Consider the following 17,237-nt stretch of genomic DNA (forward strand, 5'->3'; position numbering starts at 1 on the left):
CTCGGCTCGTCCGGCGAGTCGATTCCGATGCGATCAGGAGATGGCATGTTCGAGGAGGCCCAGTATCTGGCCCCGGTCACCCGTAGGGCCGACGGCGGCGTCGAGGTCGAGCTGTCCCGCAGCCACCCGGGGTTCGCGGACGCGGTGTACCGCGAGCGCCGCAATCGGATCGCGGAGCTGGCCCTGGACCACCGGCGCGGCGACCCGATCCCGGAGGTCGGGTACACCGAGGAGGAGCACGAGGTCTGGCGCCTCGTCTCGCACGAGTTGTCCCTCTCCCACGCCGAGTACGCGGTCTCGGACTACCTGGAGGGCGCCGCGCGGCTGAAACTGCCGACCGACCGGATCCCCCAGTTGGAGGAGGTCAGCGGCGCACTGCAACCGCTCACCGGCTTCCGTTACCTGCCCGCGGCCGGTCTGGTCCCGCTGCGCGACTTCTACGGATCACTGGCCGACTCGTATTTCCACTCGACCCAGTACATCCGCCACCACAGCGTGCCGCTGTACACACCCGAGCCGGACGTCGTCCACGAGGTGATCGGGCACGCCAACATGCTCGCCTCGGACCGGTTCGCCGCGCTGTACCGGGTGGCCGGCGAGGCGGCCCGGCGGGTGGAGAGCCGCGAGGCGCTGGAGTTCGTCTCGAAGGTCTTCTGGTTCACCCTGGAGTTCGGCGTCATGCACGAGGGGGGCGCCCTCAAGGCCTACGGCGCGGGCATCCTGTCGTCCTACGGCGAGATCCGCGAGTTCCGCACCGTCGACATCCGCGAACTGGACCTGGTGGCGATGGGCACGATGCAGTACGACATCACCCACTACCAGGACATCCTGTACGCGGCCCGCTCGATGACCCACCTGGAGGACCTCGTCGGCGCCTTCTGGGCCACGTGCACCGACGACTCGATCGCCGCCCTGACGGCGTCGGCGAAGACGCCGTAGGCCCCTCCTCACGCGGTCGTTCACTCGGTCGGGTGATCGAAGATCAACTCTTCGATCACCCGACCGAACTGCTCGTAATCTCGGGTCGACACCCCGGGAGGCGCGTGATGACACAAGGGCTCGATACCCAGGCAGTCATCCTCCTGGAGGTGTTCCACGAACTGGACACCCCACCCGACCTGCGGCCCGAATTGGTCGACGGGATCCAGGTCAGACCGTTCGGGCGCCCGCTCGATCTGCCCGAGCCGTTTTCGATGGCGCTGAGCACCGCGAGGTTCGCCTGATTCACACCCGCCGTACGAATACCCGGCCGAAGTCGCCGCCCGTGGCCAGGAGGGTGCCGTCGGTGGAGAAGGCCAGGCGGCGTACGCGTTGGTCGTCGTAGCCGGGGAGCGGGCGGCCGGACGCCTCGCGCAGGTTCGCGTCGTACACGTGCAGCGCGCCCGTGCGGTGGCCGCCGATCGCAATCCGCCGGCCGTCCGGCGAGTAGGCCCACGCGTAGCACGTGGCCCAGCCGTTCGGGTGGTGCGGGTTGGTGAAGTGCCAGGCCGGCTCGCCGGTGTCGATCGAGAGGGCGAACGGCCCGTTCACCCGCCTCTGGTTGACCAGGAGCAGGGTCTCGCTCGGATCGAAGCCGAGGTTGCCGATCTCCCAGGCGAGCGGCACCCGAGCGGTCGGGCGACCGGTCTCCACGTCCCACACCTCGACCTCGTTGGTCGGATCGTCGGTCGCGTCCCGGTGCCCGTAGACCACCCCGCGGCTGACCCGCCACACCGCCAACAACCGGCCCGAAGGCGACAGCGCGGCCCCCCGGCACTCGGTGGTCGCCGACTGCGTCGAAATCTCGAACACCTGCGTGCCGGCCGCGTCCAGGACGCGCACCCGGTCGCCGGCGTCGAACACCACGAGTCGTCGGCGGGCCGCGTCCCAGGACGGCTGCACGGTGTACGGATTGAACAGCGCATCCTCGAACTGCCGGTAACAGGCGAGCTGTTCCTCGCGCAGGGTGGTCAGGTCGAGCCGACGCGTGGCGCCGCCGACCGTGTAGACCACGGCCGTTCCCGTCGCGTCGAACAACACGCTGTCGATGCCGGTCAGCCGCTCGGCCGTCGGCACCGCGTGCACCGTGCGCCGAACCCCGGTGGCCACGTCCACGAGACGGATCGCACCGTCGTAGGCGATCAGCACCGTGTGCCCGTCCGGATGCAGATCCAGCGCCCGCGACGAGGTCTTGCCCGGCGGCATGAACTCCAGCGCCACCGGATCCTCCGCCCCGCCCAGCCGGACGAACCCGGCCCGCAGCGCCTTGCCCGCCTCCCGCCGCAGCGCGACCACGGCGGCGGCCGGGTCCGCGAACTCCTTGCGCGTCTCCCGGGCCGTCCCGTTCCCAGACCACGCGGCCCGGACGAACTCGGCGCCGGACACGCCGAATCTCCGGTACTTGGGGCCGGCCGAGTCCGGCAGCACGAGCGTGACCTGTTCCTGTCGCATCGGAGCACGCTAGCGCGGCGAACACCGCGGCCGGGAAACGGGCACCGGGCGGCCGACGCGTCTCACGCCTCGGACGGGGAAGTCACGAAATCGATCAGTTCCTCCACCTTCCCCAGCAGCGCCGGCTCCAGATCGCGGTACGAATCCACCGCCGCGAGGATGCGACGCCATGCCTGCGGCGGATCCACCGGCCAGCCGAGCGCCGCGCAGACCCCTTCCTTCCACGGCACGCCGCGCGGTACGTCCGGCCACGCCGCGATGCCCACCGACGCCGGCCGGACCGCCTGCCACACGTCGATATAGGGGTGTCCCACCACGAGCACCTGATCGCCGGTCACCTGCGCCGCGATCCGGCTCTCCTTCGAGCCGGGCACCAGGTGGTCCACCAGCACGCCCAGCCGGCGACCCGGGCCCGGCGCGAACTCGCGCACCAGCGCCGGAAGATCGTCGACGCCCTCCAGATACTCCACGACCACGCCCTCGATCCGCAGGTCGTCGCCCCACACCCGCTCGACCAACTCCGCGTCGTGCCGGCCCTCCACATAGATCCGGCCGGCCCGCGCCACCCTGGCCCGGGCGCCCCGGACCGCCACCGAACCCGACGCGGTCCGCCCGGGAGTGCGCGCGGGTCCGGGCGTACGCGGTCGGACCAGGGTGACGACCTCGCCGTCGATCAGGAACCCGCGCGGATCCAGCGGGAAGACCCGGAGCCGGCCGTGCCGATCCTCCAGGGTGACGGTGAACCCCTCCGGGGTCTTCTCCACCCGGACCACCGCACCACAGAAGCCGGTGGACGCCTCCTCCACCACCAGATCGCGTTCGGCCTCGACCTCGGGGACGGGCTTGTCCTTCTTCCATCCCGGGATCAGCGACTCGGGTCCATAGCTGCGCATGAGAGTGACGCTAGCCGGGTGACGGTGCGTCAGTCCGGTACGACGCGCCCGGCGGCGATCTCGGCCAGCAGACGGTTCTGGCGGACCACGAACTCCTCGTCCACCACCGCACCGTGTCCGGGCAGCCAGACACTCGCGTCCAGCGCCCGGACCCGGGCCAGCGAATCGCTCCACTCGGCGGCGAACGCGTCCGAGCCGAACACCGGCGGCCCGCTCTCCTCCACCATGTCGCCGGCGATCAGCACGCCGCAGTCGGGCACGTGCACGACCACATCGTGGTCGGTGTGTCCGCGGCCCGGCGCGTACAGCACCACCTCGCGCCCGCCCAGGTCCAGGGTCACCGGCTGCTCGCGGGTCACCGTGCGGGTCGGCGGCACGATCCGCGCGGCGTTCATCAGCTCCGGGTCGAAGCCGTGCGAGATGCCGCTCGCCCGGCCGGCGTCGGCGTACCGCTCCAGATAGGCCGGCAGATCCGCGTGGCCCCAGACCTCGGCGTCGGGGAAGGCGCGCAGCACCTCGTCGTTGCCGTAGCAGTGGTCGAAGTGACCGTGTGTGTTCACCACCGCGACCACCCGGTCGGGCAATCCGTGCGCGGGCAGCTCGCGGGCCAGCGAGGCCAGCAGGTCGGCGGCCTCGTGGTCGTGCGAACCTGTGTCCACGAGCAGGATCCCGTCGCGACCAGTGACGACCGCCACATTCAGTTCCAAGCCGGGCAGCCGGCGGCGCAGGACGCCCGGTGCGATCGGCTCCCAGGTGGCGTGTTTCGGCTGTTCGGCGCGTAGCATGCGTCAACCTTGGCACGGACTCGGGGGTACGGTCCGGATCGGGTGACCCGTACACTGGCACTCGGCGGGACGGAGTGCCAACCAGTGGGACGAACCACCGCCGACGGGACGCGGCAACGGGTGGAAGAACGGGTCAGGGAGGTGCGCACCATGCTCGACGATCGCAAGCAGGACGTGCTGCGTGCCATCGTGCAGGACTATGTGGCGACCCAGGAGCCGGTGGGTTCCAAGGCGCTCGCGGACCGACACAACCTCGGGGTCTCCCCGGCCACCATTCGCAACGACATGGCCGCGCTGGAGGAGGAGGGCTACATCACGCAGCCCCACACCAGCGCCGGCCGCGTGCCCACGGACAAGGGCTACCGGCTGTTCGTCGACCGGCTCGCGGGCGTCAAGCCGCTGTCGGGCGCCGAGCGCCGGGCGATCCAGACCTTCCTGGCCGGCGCGGTGGACCTGGACGACGTGGTGGGCCGGACGGTGCGGCTGCTGGCGCAGCTGACCCATCAGGTCGCCGTCGTGCAGTACCCCTCGCTGACCCGCTCGACGATCCGGCACGTCGAGTTGCTCACCCTGGCGCCCACGCGCGTGATGCTCGTGCTGATCACCAGCACGGGTCGGGTCGAGCAGCGGGTGATGGACACGCCGGGCCCGGTCGGCGAGAACCTGCTGGCCGACGTCCGCGCGCGACTGAACAGTCGGATCACCGGCAAGCGGTTCGCCGATGTGCCGTTGTTGGTCCAGGATCTCGCCGAGCCGTTCACCGCCGAGGAACGGCCGATCGTGGCGGACATCCTGGCCACCCTGCTCGACACCCTGGTCGAGCACAAGGAAGAGAAGGTCGTCCTGGCCGGGACGGCCAACCTGACCCGTTTCGGCATGGATTTCCCGAACACGATCCGCCCGGTCCTCGAAGCACTCGAGGAACACGTCGTGCTGCTGCGCCTGTTGGGTGAGGCGACCGACCCGGGCATGGTCGTGCGGATCGGACACGAGAACATGCACGAAGGACTGGCCGCGACCTCGGTGGTCGCCGTCGGATACGGCAGTGGGCAGGAAACGCTGGCGAAGCTCGGGGTGCTCGGGCCGACCCGAATGGACTACCCCGGAACGATGGGAGCGGTGCGCGCCGTGGCACGGTACGTCGGACAGATCCTCGCGGAGTCGTAGAGTTGGCTACCGATTACTACGAGGTCCTCGGGGTGCGGCGGGACGCCACCCCGGAGGAAATCAAGAAGGCCTTCCGCCGGCTCGCTCGGGAGCTGCACCCGGACGTCAATCCGGACCCGAAGACGCAGGACCGGTTCAAGGAGATCAACAACGCCTACGAGGTCCTCTCGGACCCGCAGAAGCGACAGATGTACGACCTCGGCGGCGACCCGCTGTCCTCCGGGGGCGGCGCGGGCGGTGGCTTCGGCCAGGCCGGCTTCGGCTTCAGCGACATCATGGACGCGTTCTTCGGCCAGGCCAGCCAGCGCGGACCGCGCTCGCGCACGCGCCGCGGCCAGGACGCGATGATCCGGATCGAGATCACCCTCGAAGAGGCCGCGTTCGGCACCACCCGGGAAATCCAGGTGGACACCGCCGTCACGTGCAATACCTGCAACGGCGAGGGCGCGGCCCCGGGTACCTCGGCGCAGACCTGCGACATGTGTCGCGGGCGCGGCGAGGTCAGCCAGGTCACCAAGTCCTTCCTGGGCCAGGTCATGACGTCGCGGCCGTGTCCGCAGTGTCAGGGCTTCGGCACCGTGGTCCCGCACCCGTGCCCCGAGTGCGCGGGCGACGGGCGGATCCGCGCGCGGCGCACGCTCACCGTCAAGATCCCGGCGGGCGTGGACAGCGGCACCCGGATCCAGCTCGCGGGCGAGGGCGAGGTCGGCCCCGGCGGCGGACCGGCCGGCGACCTGTACGTGGAGATCGTCGAGGTCCCGCACACCACGTTCCAGCGGCGCGGCGACGACCTGCACTGCACGGTCACCATCCCGATGACGGCGGCGTCGTTGGGCACCAAGGTGCCGTTGCAGACGCTGGACGGCACCGAGGAGATCGACATCCGCCCCGGCACCCAGTCGGGCCAGTCGATCCCGCTGCACGGCCGTGGCATCACCCACCTGCGCGGCGGCGGCCGGGGCGACCTGGTCGTGCACGTCGAGGTGCAGACGCCGAGCAAGCTCGACCCCGAGCAGGAGGAGCTGCTGCGGCGGCTCGCCAAGCTGCGCGGCGAGGAACGGCCCTCCGGCCAGTTCACGCCGGGCCAGCAGGGCCTGTTCTCCCGCCTCAAGGACGCGTTCAACGGTCGCTGAACCGATGCGCGGCATGCGCAGCGCGCACGGGTGTTCGGTGGGTGTGTCGTGATGTCCGCATGCGCCGGACGGGCCGAAATCGGCCCGTCCGGCGCATGCGGACGAATCCGCGGCGGCGCGAGTTCCGGCCGCGGACACGTCCTAGGCTTGCTCGGGTGAGGCGACCGAGCCGTCCTCCGAGCGAACGGGGAGCATGATGCCGACGACCACCGACCCCACCCGGCTGACCGCGCTGCCGATCGTGCAGGCGCCGATGGCCGGTGCGGCCGGCTTCGCCCTCGCGGCGGCGGTCATCCACTCGGGCGGGCTCGGTTTCCTGGCCGCCGGGTATCGCTCGGCCGACGCGCTGGCCGCCGAGATCGACGAACTGCGCGCGCTGATCGGCGATGCGCCGTTCGGGGTCAACGCGTTCATGCCGCACCCCGCTCCCACCCGCGCCCAGGACGAGCTCACCCGGCGCTACGCGGCGTCGCTGGCCCGGGCCGCCGCGCACTACGGCGGCACCGTCGGCACACCCGCCCCCGGCTCGGAACGCGACGACTGGGACGCCAAGCTCGCGCTGCTGCTCGCCCACCCGGTCCCGGTGGTGAGCTTCACCTTCGGCCTGCCCGACCCCGCCGCGATCACCGCGCTGCGGGCCGCCGGCACGCTGACCGTGGCCACCGTCACCACGCCCGAGGAGGCCCGCGTCGCCGCCGATGCCGGGGTCGACGCGCTGTGCGTACAGGGCGCCGAGGCGGGCGGGCACCAGGGCGGCTTCGCCAATCCGGACCACCCCGCCCCGTACGGCCTGCTCACCCTGCTCACGCTGATCGCCGCCGAGACCGAACTGCCGCTGATCGCCGCCGGCGGCCTGATGACCGGCCGGCAGATCGAGGCGGTGCGGCTCGCCGGCGCGAGTGCCGCCCAGCTGGGCACCGCCTTCCTGCGCTGCCCGGAAGCCGTCGCGCCCGCCGCGCACAAGGCCGCGCTGGCCGATCCGGCCTTCGACCGCAGCGTGCTCACCCGCGCGTTCTCCGGCCGCTGGGCCCGGGGACTGCGCAACGGTTTCGTGGCCCGTCACGAGGCCGAGGCCCCCGGGGTCTACCCCTACGTCCACCACCTGGTCTCGCCGATCCGCAAGGCCGCCGCCGCCCGGGGCGAGGCCGACGGCCTGGCCCTGTGGGCCGGTCAGGGCTGGCGCCTCGCCCGCGAGGAGCCCGCCGCCGAGGTGATCAACCGGCTCGTCGACGAGATGGCCGCCGCCCGAAAGGCACGTGCTTGAGCGCCCCCGTCTTCCTCGCCCCCGGCGACGCCATCCGGCACGGCCGGCAGGTCGTCCTGGACGGCGCCGAGGGTCGACACGCCGTCACGGTGCGCCGCCTCGTCGCCGGTGAGCCGATCGTCCTGGCCGACGGCGCCGGACTGGCCGTGCACGGCACGGTCAACCGCACCGAGGGCAAGGACACGCTCTACGTCGACGTCGACTCGCGCACCGAGGAACCCGCCCCCGCCCCCCGGATCGTGGTGGTCCAGGCACTGCCCAAGGGCGACCGCGGCGAACTCGCGGTGGAGACGATGACCGAGGTCGGCGTCGATGTGATCGTGCCCTGGGCCGCCGCCCGCTGCATCACCCAGTGGAAGGGCGAGCGCGGCGCGAAGGCGCTGGCCAAGTGGCGCTCGACCGCCCGCGAGGCGGGCAAGCAGGCCCGCCGGCTGCACCTGCCCGAGGTCACCGAGCAGATGAGCACGCGCCAGGTGGCCGCGCTGCTCGGCGCCGCCGCGTTCGCGGGCGTCCTGCACGAGTCGGCCGACGCGCCGATCGCGACCGCCGCCACGCCGACCGAGGGCGACCTGGTCCTGGTGGTCGGCCCCGAGGGCGGGGTGTCGCCGGACGAACTGGCCGCGTTCGCCGCGGCAGGCGCGAGCGCGTACCGTCTGGGCCCGACCGTACTGCGCACCTCCACGGCCGGCGTCTCGGCCGCGTCCGTGTTGTTGGCCCGCTCCGGCCGCTGGAGCTGACGCGTCGCGCGGTACACCTGACTACGATCGAGGCGACCGCCCGTGATCGACTCGGACCCGATGGAGGCACCCATGGCTGCGGGGGAACCCCAGGCCGACTGCCTGTTCTGCAAGATCCTCGCCGGCGACGTCCCGGCCACGATCGTCCACGAGACCAAGGACGTGGTGGCCTTCCGGGACATCAACCCGCAGGCACCCACACACATCCTGGTCATCCCGCGCGCGCACTACGCCAACGCGGGCGAACTGGGCGCCGAGGCCCCCGAACTGGCGGGCGCCCTGCTCGCCGAGGCGGCGGTCGTCGCAGCCGCCGAGGACCTCGCCGAGGCGGGTTACCGGATAGTCTTCAACACCGGTACCGGCGCCGGGCAGACCGTCTTCCACGTGCACGCGCACCTCCTCGGCGGTCGCGGGCTGAGCTGGCCTCCCGGCTAGTCGAACGTGTCCACCAGGGAATTCGTCGTCCTCGGCACCGCGAGCCAGGCTCCGACCCGGCACCGCAACCACAACGGCTACCTGCTGCGGTGGGACGGCGAAGGGCTGCTGTTCGACCCCGGGGAGGGCACCCAGCGGCAGATGTTGCACGCCGGGGTGGCCGCGCACGACATCACCCGGATCTGCGTCACGCACTTCCACGGTGACCACTGCCTCGGCCTCCCCGGCGTGATCCAACGCATGTCGCTGGACCGGGTCGCGCACCCGGTGACCGCGCACTACCCGGCGAGCGGACAGCGGTGGTTCGACCGGCTGCACCACGCGACCGCGTTCCACGAGACCGCCGTGCTGGTCGAGCACCCGTTGGCGGGGGAGCACGTCGAACTGCCCGCCGGGCCGTTCACCCTGGAGGCACGCCTGCTCTCCCACCCGGTCGAGTCGTACGGCTACCGGGTGGTCGAGCCGGACGGCCGTCGGATGGTGCCCGACCTGCTCGCCGCACACGGCATATCCGGGCCCGACGTGGGCCGGATCCAGCGCGAGGGCCGTATCGGCGAGGTCACCCTCGAACAGGTCAGCGCGCCTCGCCCCGGGCAGAAGTTCGCGTTCGTGATGGACACCCGGATGTGTCCGGGCGCGGTCGAGCTCGCCCGCGACGTGGACCTGCTCGTGTGCGAGTCCACGTTCGCCGACGCCGATGCCGACCTCGCCCGTGAGGTCGGCCACCTCACCGCCCGCGAGGCGGCGGGCATCGCGGCCGAGGCGGGCGCACGCCGGCTGGTGTTGACCCACTTCTCGCAGCGCTATGCCGACGTGACACCGCTCCTGGAGCAGGCCCGGGAGGTTTTCCCGGACACCGTCGCGGCGCACGACCTGGACCGGATCGAGGTCCCCAGGCGGCGGCAGGTGCCGGAATAATCCCCGGGCCCGCCGGGTCCGGAGAGTTACCATTGAGCAGCATCGAACCGCTTCCCGAGCACGGAAATGAGGCGTGATCAGGCCGCCAAGGCCGCCCATGGCTCCCACGACGAACGCGCGAGGCGCGAGCTCCGAGAACACCGCGCGCGAGAGCACGCGCGAAACTCCGGCCGCGCAGGCCCAGGCGAAGATCACGATCCCCGCCAAGCACCCCATGGTGGCGCTCCTCGGTTCCGGCGACTCGTTCCTGCGAGTGGTCGAGCAGGGGTTCCCCGACACCGACATCCACGTCCGCGGCAACGAGGTCACCGTCTCCGGTACCGAGGCCGACGTGGCCCTGGTCCGCAGGCTCTTCGACGAGCTCCTGGTCATCGTGCGCACCGGCCAGCCGCTCAACGAGGAGGCGGTCGAGCGCTCGGTGGCGATGGTCCGCTCCAACGACGGGCACGGTCCCGCCGAGGTGATGACCCTCAACATCCTGTCCAACCGCGGCCGCACGATCCGTCCCAAGACGCTCAACCAGAAGAGCTACGTGGACGCGATCGACGAACACACCATCGTGTTCGGGCTCGGCCCGGCGGGCACCGGCAAGACCTACCTGGCGATGGCCAAGGCGGTCCAGGCCCTGCAGTCCAAGCAGGTCACCCGGATCATCCTGACCCGCCCGGCGGTCGAGGCGGGCGAGCGGCTCGGCTTCCTGCCCGGCACGCTCTACGAGAAGATCGACCCGTACCTGCGCCCGCTCTACGACGCGCTGCACGACATGATCGACCCCGACTCGATCCCGCGCCTGATGGCCGCCGGCACCATCGAGGTGGCCCCGCTCGCCTACATGCGCGGCCGTACGCTGAACGACGCGTTCATCATCCTGGACGAGGCGCAGAACACCTCGGCCGAGCAGATGAAGATGTTCCTGACCCGATTGGGCTTCGGCTCGCGCATGGTGGTCACCGGCGACACGACCCAGGTCGACCTGCCCGGTGGCACCCAGTCGGGGCTGCGCGTGGTGCAGGAGATCCTGCGTGGCGTGAACGACATCGCATTCTGCAGCCTCACCAGCGAGGATGTGGTGCGACACAAGCTCGTCGGCCGGATCGTGGACGCATACGCGCGCTACGACGTCCTGGTCGAGGCCGACGGTCGCGCGAACGGCGACACCGGCAACGGTGACGCGCCCGGCTCGCGCGGGCGGCGGGCGGCGGACCGGAACGGCCGGGGCAAGCACACCGTCGTGAACATGCAAACAGTGGAACGGGAAGTGAACTGAAGGCCATGTCCATCGACATCGCCAACGAGTCCGGCACGGGGGTGGACGAACACGCGATCGTGGACGTCGCCCGGTGGACGCTGGACCGTATGCGCATCCATCCACTGGCGGAATTGTCCGTGGTCATCGTGGACGAACCCGCGATGGAACAACTGCACATCCAATGGATGGACCTGCCCGGTCCGACCGACGTGATGTCCTTCCCGATGGACGAACTGCGTCCCGGCAAGGCCGACGAGGACCCCCCGCAGGGGCTGCTCGGTGACGTCGTGCTGTGCCCGACCGTCGCGCAGCGCCAGGGCGCGGCGGCCGGCCACTCCATGGACGACGAACTGCACCTGCTCACCGTGCACGGCGTGCTGCACCTGCTCGGCTACGACCACGCCGAGCCGGACGAGGAGCGCGAGATGTTCGCGCTCCAGAAGGAGTTGCTCGAATCCTGGCGGGAGGCCCGTCGCGCCGCGGGAGACCGCGGATGATCCCGCCACCGGATACATCCGCCCCGAGCCGGAACCGGCCCTGGGGCGGCAGTGCCCGCTGACAGCGTGCTGCAACTCGTGGTCGGTGCGATCGTCCTGGTCGTCGTGGCCGGCCTCTTCGCCTGCCTGGAGACCGCTCTCGCGCGGATCTCCCGGGTCCGCGCCGAGGAGTTGGTCCGCGAGGAACGCCGGGGCGCCAAGCGCCTGTTGACGGTGGTTCAGGATCCCGCCCGATATCTCAACCTGGCCCTGCTGGTGCGGGTCGCGTGCGAGCTGTCGGCGGCCGTCCTGGTCACCGTCGTGTGCATGGACGACTTCGCCGAGACCTGGCAGGCGGTGCTGGTCACCATCGGCATCATGGTCGTGGTGTCCTACGTCGCCGTCGGGGTGTCCCCGCGCACCGTCGGCCGCCAGCACCCGGTCACCGTGGCCACCATCGGCGCACCCGTGCTGTTCGGCCTCGCCCGCGTGCTCGGGCCGCTGCCGAAGCTGCTGATCCTGCTGGGCAACGCGCTCACGCCGGGCAAGGGTTTTCGGGAGGGGCCGTTCGCGTCCGAGGCCGAACTGCGCGCGTTCGTGGACCTGGCCGAGAAGGACTCGCTGATCGAGGACGACGAGCGCGAGATGTTGCACTCGGTGCTGCAACTGGGCGACACCATCGTGCGCGAGGTGATGGTGCCCCGCCCGGACATGGTCTTCATCGAACGGCACAAGACGCTGCGCCAGGCGATGTCGCTGGCACTGCGCAGCGGCTACTCGCGGATCCCGGTGATCGGCGAGAACGAGGACGACGTGGTGGGCATCGTCTTCCTCAAGGACCTGGCCCGGCGCAGCACCATGGGCGATCCCGGCTGGGCCAAGGAGAGCGTCGACTCGATCATGCGCGCCGCGACCTTCGTGCCGGACAGCAAACCGGCCGACGACCTGTTGCGCGAGATGCAGGCCGATCGCACGCACATGGTCGTGGTGGTCGACGAGTACGGCGGCACCGCCGGGCTGGTCACCATCGAGGACATCCTCGAGGAGATCGTCGGCGAGATCACCGACGAGTACGACACCGAGACCGCGCCGGTGGAGCAACTCCCCGACGGCACGTTCCGGGTCACCGCCCGGCTGCCCGTGGACGAGTTGGGCGAGCTGTTCGGCCTCGAACTCGACGACGAGGACGTGGAGACCGTCGGCGGCCTGCTCGCCAAGGCGCTCGGTCGGGTGCCCATCCCGGGCGCGACGGCCGTGGTCGAGGGCCTGCGGTTGATCGCGGAGAGCCCCTCGGGCCGGCGCAACCGGGTCGGCACGATCGTGGTCGGCCGGGTCGAGCCGGACCGGGACGACCCGTCGACCACCGCGGACGCCCGGCCGGGGTCCGAGCGGAACCGCTGACGGGCCCGGCCGGCCCGCCGCCTCGGGTGCGACCTCCACAGGAGGGCGAGTTAGGGTGTGCCGGCACCCGTACCGCGCCGAACAGGAGAGCCCCCGTGAGCGCCGAGACGCCCGAGTTCGCCGTCGATCCCGAGGACGCCAAGCTGGTCACCCTGGCCCGGGCCACCCGGGCCCGCAACGGGGCGAGCGAGGGTGCCGCCGTGCGCGACGAGACCGGGCGCACCTACACCGCGTCCACGGTCGCGCTGCCCTCGCTGGAGTTGTCGGCGCTGCGCACGGCCGTCGCGATGGCGGTCGCGGGCGGCGCACGCGGTCTGGAGGCGGCGGCGATCGTCGGCGCGGCGGGCCCGGTGAGCGAGGCGGATCTGGCCGCGGTGCGCGATCTCGGCGGCGCCGGCACGCCGATCCTGTCGGCCGGCCCGGACGCGGTCGTGCGCGCGATCGTCGCCGTCTAAGCCCTGTCCGGTGGATCCTGGTGGGGTCGAAAGGCGTCCGGCGCACCCGCGACGCAAGGAACGCTCGCTTCTTGAGCGACAATGTCACCCATGAGTGATCGCCCTAACCCCTCCGCGCCCGTCCACCGCTCGGGCTTCGCGTGCTTCGTGGGCCGCCCCAACGCCGGCAAGTCCACCCTGACGAACGCGCTGGTGGGCACGAAGGTGGCGATCACGTCGGGCCGCCCCCAGACCACCCGCCACACGGTGCGCGGCATCGTGCACCGGCCCGACGGCCAGCTCGTCCTGGTGGACACCCCCGGCCTGCACAAGCCGCGTACGCTGCTCGGCCAGCGGCTCAACGACCTGGTCCGGGCCACCTGGGCGGAGGTCGACGTGATCGGCTTCTGTATCCCGGCCGACCAGAAGGTCGGCCCCGGCGACAAGTTCATCGCGGCCGAGTTGGCCGAGGCCAAGCGCACGCCCAAGGTCGCGATCGTGACCAAGACCGACCTGGTGGACCAGCAGACGCTGGTCCAGCAGTTGCTCGCGGTGCAGAAGATGGGCGAGGACGTCGGCATCGAGTGGGCCGAGATCATCCCGGTCTCCGCCGTCGGCGACAGCCAGGTGACCCTGGTCGCCGACCTGCTGGTGCCGCTGCTGCCGGCGGGCCCGCCGCTGTACCCGGACGGCGAGCTCACCGACGAGCCGGAGATGGTGATGGCCGCCGAGCTGATCCGCGAGGCAGCGCTGGAGGGTGTGCGGGACGAGCTCCCGCACTCGCTCGCGGTGGTCATCGAGGAGATGATCCCGCGCGAGGACCGCCCCGCGGACCGGCCGCTGCTCGACGTGCACGCGAACCTCTACGTCGAGCGGCCGAGCCAGAAGGCGATCGTGATCGGGCACAAGGGCGCGCGGCTCAAGGATGTGGGCACGCGCGCCCGCAAGCAGATCGAGGCGCTGCTTGGGACGCCCGTTTACCTGGACCTTCACGTGAAGGTGGCCAAGGACTGGCAGCGCGACCCCAAGCAGCTCCGCAAGCTCGGATTCTGAGGTGGGGCGGGTGGGTCAGCGGCCGTAAGGACTCGGCTGGGTCCGCTTTGCGGTCAGCAGGACGAAGGCGGCGGCGGCCAGTGCGATCACGGCACCGGCGAGGACCAGCCACAGGCCGATTCCGGTGCTGCCGAATTGGTCGACGACCTTCTCCACCTGATCCTTCTGGCTGCTCGAAACGTCCTCCTTGTCCATGATCACTCGGGTCTTGTCGGCCACGTTCCAGATGGCGAAGCCCAAGCCCACGAGTGCGGGTACCCCGGCGGCCGCGGCCAACGGCGCCTTGCGAAGCAGGACGCCCGCGGCGAACAGCGCGACCGCGACGATGCCCGCGATCAGGGTGAAGACACCGTCTCCGTCGAGCCCGCCGTAGGTCTGCGATCCGCCCCGATTCTCCAGCTTGACCCAGACCAGGCACGATCCGATGACGACCAGGAGCGCACCGATCGCCCCGCCGATCGCCGCCGGCGCGAACGGCGCCAACCCGCCGCCCATGCCGCCTCCGCTCGGCGTGGGCGGCGGATATCCACCGGACTGCTGCCCGTATCCCGGCTGCTGACCGTACGGGCCGGACTGCTGCCCGTACCCGGGCGGCGGCTGCTGGCCGTACTGCGGGGGTTGCTGTCCGTATCCACCCTGTTGCGGTTGTCCGTAGCCCGGGCCGCCCTGCTGGGGGTATCCGCCGGGCTGGCCCTGACCCGGCTGTTGTCCGTATGGGCCCTGGTTGTCGTAGCTCATGGTCAGTGAGCGTAGGAGGATCTCGGCCGGCGGGCGAGGGGCTCGGCCGAAAAGATCGCATGTGTTCGTATGCCGGATGCCGGCCCGACGGTTGCGACCGGTCGGGTATGGTTGCCAGATCATGCGTCAGTGGCTGCTTCTCCTTAGCCGCCGCGCCGGGGGCTCATCCCTCTGACAGAGGTCAGACCGGCTCCCCCGTCGCGGGGATAGAGGCATGTCCGCACGTCGGAGCCTCCGGGATGTCGTTTCCTCCCGTCGCCGGCCTACCTGCCGTTGCAGCCCGTTCCTCGCATACAGGAGACCAGCCGCATGCCTTCCGTGAATCGCCCCACGCCGATCACCGCCTCGTCCGTGACGCAGCAGCCGTCCGGGATGCCGATCCACAAGTACCAGCCGTTCCGGGGCGTCGATCTGCCGGACCGCACCTGGCCGTCGAAGACGATCACGGTGGCACCGCGCTGGCTGTCCACCGACCTGCGGGACGGCAACCAGGCGCTGATCGACCCGATGAGCCCGGCCCGCAAGCGGACCATGTTCGACCTGCTGGTGCGGATGGGCTACAAGGAGATCGAGGTCGGCTTCCCGGCCGCGTCGCAGACCGACTTCGACTTCATCCGCTCGATCATCGAAGAGGGCGCGGTACCGGAGGACGTCACCATCTCGGTGCTGACCCAGGCCCGCGAGGAACTGATCGAGCGCACCGTGGAGTCGCTGATCGGTGCGCCCAAGGCCACGGTCCACCTGTACAACGCGACGGCGCCCGCCTTCCGTCGGGTCGTCTTCAACGTCGACCGCGACCAGTGCAAGGCGATCGCGGTGTCCGGCACCGAGCACGTGATGCGCTTCGCGGACAAGCACCTGGGCGACGAGACCGCGTTCGGCTACGAGTACTCGCCCGAGATCTTCATCGACACCGAGCTGGACTTCGCCCTGGAGGTCTGCGAGGCGGTGATGGACGTGTGGCAGCCCGAGGCCGGTCGCGAGATCGTGCTGAACCTGCCCGCCACCATCGAGCGCTCGACGCCGAACGTGTACGCGGATCAGATCGAGTGGATGAGCCGCAACCTGACCCGCCGCGACTTCATCGCGCTGTCGGTGCACCCGCACAACGACCGCGGCGCGGCGGTGGCGGCGACCGAGCTGGCCGTGATGGCCGGTGCCGACCGGGTCGAGGGCTGCCTGTTCGGGCACGGCGAGCGCACCGGCAACGTGGACCTGGTCACGCTGGGGATGAACCTGTTCAGCCAGGGCGTGGACCCGATGATCGACTTCTCCGAGATCGACGAGATCCGGCGCACGGTCGAGTACTGCACCCAGCTGCCGGTGCACCCGCGCCACCCGTACGCGGGCGACCTGGTCTACACCGCGTTCTCCGGCTCGCACCAGGACGCGATCAAGAAGGGCCTGGAGGTCCTGGAGCGGGACGCGGCCGAGGCGGGCAAGCCGGTCGAGGAACTGGACTGGGCGGTGCCGTACCTGCCGATCGACCCCAAGGACGTGGGCCGCACCTACGAAGCGGTGATCCGGGTCAACAGCCAGTCCGGCAAGGGCGGCGTCGCGTACGTGCTCAAGGCCGACCACCGGATGGACCTGCCGCGTCGGGCGCAGATCGAGTTCTCCCGGATCATCCAGACCAAGACCGACGCCGAGGGCGGCGAGGTGACGCCGGCTCAGATCTGGGCCACCTTCCAGGACGAGTACCTGCCCACTCCGGACGCCCCGTGGGGTCGGCTGGAACTGCGCGGTCACCGCACGGTCTCCGGCGAGGACGGCAAGGACGTGCTGACCGTCGAGATGAGCGTGGACGGCGCGGTGCAGACGCTGGAGGCGATCGGCAACGGCCCGATCGACGCGTTCGTCCGGGCGCTGGGCGGCCTGGGCTTCGATGCGCGGGTGCTGGACTACAGCGAGCACGCGATGAGTGGCGGCGAGGACGCGCGGGCCGCGGCCTACGTCGAGTGCGCGGTCGACGGCCGGGTGCTGTGGGGTGTGGGCGTGGACGAGAACATCGTGCGCGCGTCGCTCAAGGCGGTCGTGAGCGCGGTCAACCGCGCCGCGCGCGGGTGATCGAGAAGCTTTCCCGAACGGCGGTTCCCGGCTCGGCCGGGGGCCGCCGTTCCGTTT

18 protein-coding genes are annotated in these 17,237 nt (G+C 71.1%); 14 read left to right on the forward strand and 4 right to left on the reverse strand.

Translation table 11 applies throughout. From position 1 onward, the window contains the following. Positions 1-45 precede the first annotated feature (45 nt). Both ACZOOI_RS20355 and ACZOOI_RS20360 read left to right on the forward strand, forming a co-directional pair. On the forward strand, positions 46-939 hold the full coding sequence (locus tag ACZOOI_RS20355) for a phenylalanine 4-monooxygenase (RefSeq protein ID WP_465277184.1): 894 nt from the start codon (positions 46-48) through the stop codon (positions 937-939). Positions 940-1,046: 107 nt separating this feature from the next. Continuing rightward, entirely contained in the window at positions 1,047-1,223 is a 177-nt protein-coding gene (locus ACZOOI_RS20360) for a hypothetical protein (protein WP_465277185.1), read from the forward strand. A gap of 1 nt (position 1,224) precedes the next feature. Here the strand turns inward: ACZOOI_RS20360 and ACZOOI_RS20365 are convergent, their stop codons facing one another. The 3 genes from ACZOOI_RS20365 to ACZOOI_RS20375 form a co-directional block, all read right to left on the reverse strand. Beyond that, a complete protein-coding gene (locus tag ACZOOI_RS20365) occupies positions 1,225-2,430 on the reverse strand; it encodes a WD40 repeat domain-containing protein (RefSeq protein ID WP_465277186.1) in 1,206 nt (401 codons plus the stop codon). Between the two features lie 62 nt (positions 2,431-2,492). Next, the gene (locus ACZOOI_RS20370; protein ID WP_465277187.1) at positions 2,493-3,323 is read right to left on the reverse strand and encodes a DUF3097 domain-containing protein; all 831 of its coding nucleotides are present in this window, start codon (positions 3,321-3,323) and stop codon (positions 2,493-2,495) included. Between the two features lie 29 nt (positions 3,324-3,352). Continuing rightward, positions 3,353-4,108, reverse strand: a complete 756-nt coding sequence (locus ACZOOI_RS20375; RefSeq protein WP_465277188.1) for an MBL fold metallo-hydrolase — start codon at positions 4,106-4,108, stop codon at positions 3,353-3,355. Between the two features lie 150 nt (positions 4,109-4,258). On the opposite strand from ACZOOI_RS20375, the gene hrcA reads away from it, so the two are divergent. From hrcA to era, 11 genes are all read left to right on the forward strand, one after another. After that, a complete protein-coding gene (gene hrcA / locus ACZOOI_RS20380; protein WP_078979500.1) occupies positions 4,259-5,275 on the forward strand; it encodes a heat-inducible transcriptional repressor HrcA in 1,017 nt (338 codons plus the stop codon). Positions 5,276-5,277: 2 nt separating this feature from the next. Then, positions 5,278-6,408, forward strand: coding sequence for a molecular chaperone DnaJ (gene dnaJ, locus ACZOOI_RS20385; RefSeq protein ID WP_391582851.1), 1,131 nt, complete (start codon positions 5,278-5,280; stop codon positions 6,406-6,408). Between the two features lie 196 nt (positions 6,409-6,604). After that, positions 6,605-7,672: an NAD(P)H-dependent flavin oxidoreductase gene (locus ACZOOI_RS20390; RefSeq protein WP_465277189.1), complete on the forward strand. Its 1,068-nt coding sequence runs from the start codon at positions 6,605-6,607 to the stop codon at positions 7,670-7,672. After that, positions 7,669-8,409, forward strand: coding sequence for a 16S rRNA (uracil(1498)-N(3))-methyltransferase (locus ACZOOI_RS20395; RefSeq protein ID WP_465277190.1), 741 nt, complete (start codon positions 7,669-7,671; stop codon positions 8,407-8,409). Before ACZOOI_RS20390 ends, ACZOOI_RS20395 begins: the two co-directional genes overlap by 4 nt. A 72-nt stretch (positions 8,410-8,481) precedes the next feature. Next, a complete protein-coding gene (locus ACZOOI_RS20400; RefSeq protein ID WP_465277191.1) occupies positions 8,482-8,844 on the forward strand; it encodes an HIT domain-containing protein in 363 nt (120 codons plus the stop codon). A 6-nt stretch (positions 8,845-8,850) separates the two neighbouring features. Then, complete coding sequence (locus tag ACZOOI_RS20405) at positions 8,851-9,762, forward strand: ribonuclease Z (RefSeq protein ID WP_465277192.1); 912 nt, start codon at positions 8,851-8,853, stop codon at positions 9,760-9,762. Between the two features lie 97 nt (positions 9,763-9,859). Next, entirely contained in the window at positions 9,860-11,029 is a 1,170-nt protein-coding gene (locus tag ACZOOI_RS20410) for a PhoH family protein (protein ID WP_465277193.1), read from the forward strand. A gap of 5 nt (positions 11,030-11,034) precedes the next feature. Further along, on the forward strand, positions 11,035-11,508 hold the full coding sequence (gene ybeY / locus ACZOOI_RS20415) for an rRNA maturation RNase YbeY (RefSeq protein ID WP_360304623.1): 474 nt from the start codon (positions 11,035-11,037) through the stop codon (positions 11,506-11,508). A gap of 51 nt (positions 11,509-11,559) precedes the next feature. Beyond that, positions 11,560-12,888 carry a hemolysin family protein gene (locus tag ACZOOI_RS20420; RefSeq protein WP_391582847.1) on the forward strand — a complete coding sequence of 443 codons (1,329 nt, stop codon included), beginning with the start codon at positions 11,560-11,562 and terminating at the stop codon, positions 12,886-12,888. A 95-nt stretch (positions 12,889-12,983) separates the two neighbouring features. Further along, positions 12,984-13,343 carry a cytidine deaminase gene (locus ACZOOI_RS20425; protein ID WP_465277194.1) on the forward strand — a complete coding sequence of 120 codons (360 nt, stop codon included), beginning with the start codon at positions 12,984-12,986 and terminating at the stop codon, positions 13,341-13,343. An 81-nt stretch (positions 13,344-13,424) separates the two neighbouring features. Continuing rightward, on the forward strand, positions 13,425-14,375 hold the full coding sequence (era, locus tag ACZOOI_RS20430; protein WP_391582845.1) for a GTPase Era: 951 nt from the start codon (positions 13,425-13,427) through the stop codon (positions 14,373-14,375). A gap of 15 nt (positions 14,376-14,390) precedes the next feature. Here the strand turns inward: era and ACZOOI_RS20435 are convergent, their stop codons facing one another. Further along, positions 14,391-15,113: a hypothetical protein gene (locus ACZOOI_RS20435; RefSeq protein ID WP_465277195.1), complete on the reverse strand. Its 723-nt coding sequence runs from the start codon at positions 15,111-15,113 to the stop codon at positions 14,391-14,393. Between the two features lie 309 nt (positions 15,114-15,422). Here ACZOOI_RS20435 and leuA point away from each other — a divergent pair, with 309 nt between their 5' ends. Beyond that, on the forward strand, positions 15,423-17,180 hold the full coding sequence (gene leuA / locus ACZOOI_RS20440; RefSeq protein ID WP_465277196.1) for a 2-isopropylmalate synthase: 1,758 nt from the start codon (positions 15,423-15,425) through the stop codon (positions 17,178-17,180). Positions 17,181-17,237: the final 57 nt, after the last annotated feature.

The sequence above is a fragment of the Embleya sp. L77 genome (genome assembly GCF_055557415.1).

Bases quoted from the DNA above. Each gene is read 5' to 3' on its own strand.
- ACZOOI_RS20400 (WP_465277191.1), top strand. From the start codon at position 8,482: ATGGCTGCGGGGGAACCCCAGGCCGACTGCCTGTTCTGCAAGATCCTC.
- ACZOOI_RS20435 (WP_465277195.1), bottom strand. From the start codon at position 15,113: ATGAGCTACGACAACCAGGGCCCATACGGACAACAGCCGGGTCAGGGC.
- ACZOOI_RS20365 (WP_465277186.1), bottom strand. From the start codon at position 2,430: ATGCGACAGGAACAGGTCACGCTCGTGCTGCCGGACTCGGCCGGCCCC.
- ACZOOI_RS20355 (WP_465277184.1), top strand. From the start codon at position 46: ATGTTCGAGGAGGCCCAGTATCTGGCCCCGGTCACCCGTAGGGCCGAC.
- hrcA (WP_078979500.1), top strand. From the start codon at position 4,259: ATGCTCGACGATCGCAAGCAGGACGTGCTGCGTGCCATCGTGCAGGAC.
- era (WP_391582845.1), top strand. From the start codon at position 13,425: ATGTCACCCATGAGTGATCGCCCTAACCCCTCCGCGCCCGTCCACCGC.
- ACZOOI_RS20390 (WP_465277189.1), top strand. From the start codon at position 6,605: ATGCCGACGACCACCGACCCCACCCGGCTGACCGCGCTGCCGATCGTG.
- ACZOOI_RS20410 (WP_465277193.1), top strand. From the start codon at position 9,860: ATGGCTCCCACGACGAACGCGCGAGGCGCGAGCTCCGAGAACACCGCG.
- ACZOOI_RS20370 (WP_465277187.1), bottom strand. From the start codon at position 3,323: ATGCGCAGCTATGGACCCGAGTCGCTGATCCCGGGATGGAAGAAGGAC.
- ACZOOI_RS20375 (WP_465277188.1), bottom strand. From the start codon at position 4,108: ATGCTACGCGCCGAACAGCCGAAACACGCCACCTGGGAGCCGATCGCA.
- ACZOOI_RS20360 (WP_465277185.1), top strand. From the start codon at position 1,047: ATGACACAAGGGCTCGATACCCAGGCAGTCATCCTCCTGGAGGTGTTC.
- leuA (WP_465277196.1), top strand. From the start codon at position 15,423: ATGCCTTCCGTGAATCGCCCCACGCCGATCACCGCCTCGTCCGTGACG.
- ybeY (WP_360304623.1), top strand. From the start codon at position 11,035: ATGTCCATCGACATCGCCAACGAGTCCGGCACGGGGGTGGACGAACAC.